The organism is Streptomyces anandii JCM 4720, from assembly GCF_014650655.1.
GTDB classification, from domain to species: Bacteria; Actinomycetota; Actinomycetes; order Streptomycetales; family Streptomycetaceae; genus Streptomyces; species Streptomyces anandii.
This window is the reverse complement of sequence record NZ_BMVJ01000015.1, coordinates 157,213-162,081: the sequence shown is the minus strand read 5'-3', so window position 1 is coordinate 162,081 and position 4,869 is coordinate 157,213. Positions and strand designations below refer to the sequence as shown.

General features: G+C 75.5%; 3 protein-coding genes. 1 reads left to right on the top strand and 2 read right to left on the bottom strand.

The window, feature by feature from the left end:
• Positions 1-238: metallopeptidase family protein (locus IE249_RS38470; protein WP_229859247.1), on the top strand; the 238-nt coding region annotated here is incomplete at its 5' end.
• 55 nt (positions 239-293) lie between these two features.
• Here the strand turns inward: IE249_RS38470 and IE249_RS25215 are convergent.
• Entirely contained in the window at positions 294-1,829 is a 1,536-nt protein-coding gene (locus tag IE249_RS25215) for a DUF5719 family protein (protein ID WP_189708170.1), read from the bottom strand.
• Positions 1,826-4,869, bottom strand: a 3,044-nt coding sequence (locus IE249_RS25210; protein WP_229859246.1) for a glycosyltransferase, incomplete at its 5' end; no start/stop codon positions are given. The genes IE249_RS25210 and IE249_RS25215, both read right to left, overlap by 4 nt.

The following is a 4,869-nucleotide window of genomic DNA, read 5'->3' as shown; positions in this document are numbered from 1 at the left end:
GCCGCGGCTGGACGGGCCCGCGCAGGGGTGGAACGACGAGGCGGTGCCGCTCGGCGGGACGGTTCCCGCGCAGGACGGGCGGCGGGCGCGCGTGGTCGTCTACCGGCGGCCGGTCGAGATCCGCACCAAGGGACGCGACGAGCGCGCCGCCCTGGTGCACGAGATCGTGGTCGAGCAGGTGGCGGAACTCCTCGGACTGACCCCGGAGACGGTGGATCCCCGGTACGGCGAGGACTGAGCCGCGCGCGGCACGGACCGGGCCGGCTCACCTGGCGGTCGCCGGCCCCGCCCGCTCACCTCTGCAGGATCGAAAGGTCCTGGTCCGCCTGCGGCACCGCCACCGTCCCGCGGTCGTCCGGCAGGTTCTGGACCGTGAAGCCGGGTACGCCCTCCTTGGTCGCCGTCAGGGTGCGCGATCCGTAGACCGGGCCGCCCGAGAGCCGCTCGACCGTCAGCGCGTACGTGCCCTTCAGGCCGGACGGGACCGGCGGGGCGATGTCCTGCGTGGTGCCCGCCTTGATCGTGTACGTCTTCGACACCGCCGTGCCGCCTCCGCTGCCCGCCGACGCGGTGACCCTGACCTCGGCGGTGGCCGTGGGGGCGGTCAGCGAGAGCGTGGCGCCCTTGGCGCTGTTGCCGGTCGAGGTCGCCCGGGTCTCGACGGGGGCGGTCGCCGGGATGAACGCGGTCTCCTGGCTGCCGGACCTGCCCCGGACGACCCGCACGGCCGCGACCACGGGCACCGACTGGGACGACGGCGTCAGCACCAGCGAACCGGCTTCCCCGCGCGTGACGTCGCCGAGGTCGACGGCGGTCGTCATGCCGCCCTTGATGTGCACGGTCTCGTGACCGGCCGGGGTGATCAGACCGGACGGCGAGGCGAGGCGCACCTTCAAGTCGGCGTCGGAGTCGGCGGGCGTGAAGGCGATCAGGCGCACGGAGGTGGCGTCCTTGGGGATGCCCGGCAGCACGAGGCTGCCCGCCGGGTCCGTGGACGCCGCCAGCCAGTCCCCGCCGAGCTTGTCGTCGAGGGCCTGCACGGCCGCGCCGACGCGGCCGCTGCGCACTATGACGTGGACCGTGAGGTCCTGCTGCGGCGTGTCGGCGAGAGTGGAGAGCAGGATCGGCTCGCTGGAGTGCGGCGCGACCGTGATGCCCTCCCCCACCGTCGACTTCACGGCCCCGTCCTTGCCGTAGAGCTCGATGTCGACGACGGCCGCGGAGTCGTCGGGGTTGGTGAGGTGGACGTAGTCGGAGCGGTCGGCGGCGGTGCTCGCGCCGGGGAACCAGAACTCGGTGTCCGGAGCGGTGCAGTCGACGCCCAGCAGCCCGCGTCCGGTGCCCGCGGCGACCTGGGTGGTGGCCTGCATCGTCCAGCCGGGCGCGAAGCGGCCCTCGGCGGTGCCGATCAGCGCGGGCGCGTCCGCGCCCGAGGTGTCGCCGGAGGCGGGGGTGCCGGGCGCCTTGGGGTCGAGCACGGGCTTGGGGGCCTTCTTCTTGGCGCCGTCCGTCTTGCCCTTGCCCTTGCCCTTGCCGGCGCCCGGGGTGCTTCCGGTGGCCGTGCCCGACTCCTCGGTGGCGGCCTGGAGTTGTGCCTTGCCCGCGCTGTCGGCGCCCTTGGTCACGGGCGTGAACGACGTGTACGAGGTGTCGGCGATGTCCGAGCTGCTCGGCGCGGGGCACACCAACGTGGTGCGCTCCACGGGCAGTTGGGCGGCGGCCTTGACTGGGCCGGCGCCCGCCGCGTCCGGGCCGTTCACCGCGGCGAATCCGGTGACGGCGGCGAGCGCGGTCACGCCGGCGATCAGGGACAGGGTCGTGCGGTTCACTGCTGGCTCCCGTCGGGGCGCTCACTGCCGATGCCGTGCGGGTGGTGCTGCGCCGGGTCGTACGGCTCCTCGTAGCCCTGGGGGTACGGCTGCTCGTAGGCACCCGGGGTCGTGGGGCCGCCGTACCCGTACGGGTCGTACTGGGCGCCCTGGTAGGGGTCGGCCTGGCCGCTCTGGTACGGATCGGCCTGGTAGCTCTGGTCGTAGGCGCCCGCCGGGTACTGCTGGGGCTGGGTGTTCTGGTACTGCTCGCCGCCGTAACCGGCGTACTCGCCGCCGGCGCCCTGGTAGGCGGTGGTGTCCCAGTCGTCGTAGGTCTGCTGGTGCGGGACGGCGGGGACCTCCTGCGGGGGCGGGGGCACGGCGTCCGGCTCGGCCGGGACCGGCTCCTGGCCCGCTTCCTGGGCCTGCTCCGCCTCCGCCTCGGCCTGGGCGCGCAGCCTGCGCGCCCGTCGTCCCTCGCCGTCGGCCGCCTGGGCGGGCAGGGGCTGCTCCTCGGGCAGGTCGTCGTCGATGTCGCGGCGCCTGCCGGGCAGGGCGAGCACGACGAGGACGACGGCCAGGGCGCCCTGCGCCCACAGCCAGGCCGTATGGGCGACCGGGTCGTCGAAGGTGACGTCGAGCTTCCCGCCGGAGGCGGGGAGCCGGAAGCCCTGGGCCCAGCCGTCGACGGTGGTGCGCTCCAGGGGCTTGCCGTCCAGGGTGGCCGTCCAGCCGGGCGCGGCCGAGTCCGCGAGGCGCAGCACGCGGCCGTCCTGGCCGCCCTGGATCGTGGTGTGAATCTCGACGGGTCCGGCGGCCACGGGCTGGGCCGTGCCGGTGCCGGAGCCCTGCGCGGTGACGATCGCCGCGCGCGAGACCTCCTGGTCCACCCGCCACAGGGCGCTGCCCTTCTGCTGGCTGAGCCGGGACAGGCCGGGGGTCGCGTCCAGGACGCGGCTGACCTCGCGGGGCGCGCCCTGGTGCACGAGGACGTAGCGCACGGCGAAGCCGCCGAGCTGGCCCGCCTGGTCGGCGCCGGAACCGGCGACGAGGTTGGCGACGACCTTGTCGAGCCGGGTGTTCCCGCCGTCGGCCGCGGCCAGTTCGGCGTCGCCCATGCGGGCGCCGGAGCCGCGCACGAGCACATAGCCGACGTGGCCGGTGGAGTCGCTGTCGAGGACGAGGGTGCGGGCCTGGTCGCGGGTGCTGCTCTCCTCGGCGACGAACGCGGGCACCTGCACCGGGTCGCGGCGCTCCAGCGGTCCGTCGGCGCCGCGGATCATCCAGCCTGCGACGGCCAGCAGGGGGCCGGCGGCCGAGGCGAAGGCGATCAGCGCGGCGACGGGCTGGCGCCAGCCGAAGCTCTGCTCGGCCACGCGCGCGCGTGCCCCGTCGGCGCCGAGCACGGCCGCGGTGAGCAGCGCGATGCCGTAGACGAGGGTCGCCGGGCCGGCCCAGGTGGAGGCGTTGGACAGGGCCGCGAAGACCAGTCCGACCAGGGCCACGGCCCAGGCCCCGCGGATGCCGGACTGGCGCTCGGAGCGCAGCAGGGCGGCGAGGGCGGCCAGGACGATGCCGATGAGCATGAGGCCGTGCACCGTGCCGGGGCCGCCGGGGCCGGCGCCGAGCAGGTCCAGTGCGGAGGCGGCGGACGGGCCGTACTCCAGGCCGGCCTGCTGGAAGAAGCCGAACGGCAGCAGCGTCAGCGACCAGGGCGCCAGCATCAGCAGCGGGGTGCCGAGCTGGGCGAGGAAGCGCAGTCCGTGGGCGACGATGTCCCCGCGCCGCACGACCAGCACCGCGAGGCCGAGGACGAGGGCCACGGGCCACACGATGGGGGTGAAGGCGGTGGTGATGGTCAGCAGCAGGGCGTACGCCCAGGTGGCGCGCCAGCTGCCGCGGGTGCCGGAGGGCCTGGCGAGGCCGCCGGCCGCGATGCCCGCGCGGGCGAGCAGCGGCAGCAGCACGGCCAGCACGGAGGTGCCGATGCGGCCGCCGGCCAGGGCGCCGGTGGTGGCCGGCAGGAAGGCGTAGACGACGGCCGCCCAGGCGCGCAGCAGCCGGGACTCGACGAGCGGGCGGGAGGCGAAGTAGGCGCTGAACCCGGCCAGGGGCACCGACCCGACCAGCAGGACGGTGACGGCGAGGCCGGTGGAGCCGAACAGCAGAGAGGCGAGCATCGCCACGAGCGCCAGGTAGGGCGGTGCGGAGGGCGTGCCGCCGGCGCCGACCGGGTGCCAGGCGTCGAGGTAGCGCGACCACAGCTCGGAGGAGTCGGCCGGGGCGGGCAGCAGGGCGCCGCCCGCGAGCGCGCCGCCGCCGAGCAGGCCGCGGCAGGCGGCGAGGGAGACGAGCAGCAGCACCAGGAAGAGCACCGGGCCGGGCTTGCGCGCGATGCGCTTGAGCCGGGCGAACTGCTCGACCTCCAGGAAGTCGGCGTCCTCGCCGCCGGGCCCGGACTCGACCGCGCCGCCGTGCCGGCCGGCCGAGGAGACCTCGGGGTCGGCGCGGCCGACGACGTTGCTCGCGACCTGTTCCACGGTGGCGCGGACGGTGGCGCCGGGCGGCGGGAACAGGGCTCTGAGCTCCCCCTTGTCGATCTGCGGCCGGCCTCGTCTGCCGCGTCCGGCGATGATCCGCTCGGGCCGCAGCAGGGTGCCCATCAGGCCGCGGATCTCGTCCAGGGCCTGTCCGGGGACCTTGCCGACGAGGTAGGCGACGGTGCGCAGGAGGGTGCCGAGGACGAGGCGGAGCAGCACCCAGGGCAGCGCGGCGGTGCGGGTGTTGACGAGCAGGGTGTAGACGGCGCCGGCCTTGTCGACCTTGTGCGGGGAGGCAGTGGTGCGGCCGGCGCAGTCGACGGCGCGTCGCTCGCGGGAGGCCGCTTCCGCGTGACGTACGACGGCCTCGGGGGCGACGAGGACGCGGTGGCCGGCGGCGTGGGCGCGCCAGCACAGGTCGACGTCGTCACGCATGAGGGGCAGCCTGCGGTCGAACCCGCCGAGCTGCTCGAAGACATCACGGCGGATCAGCATTCCGGCGGTGGACACCGACAGCA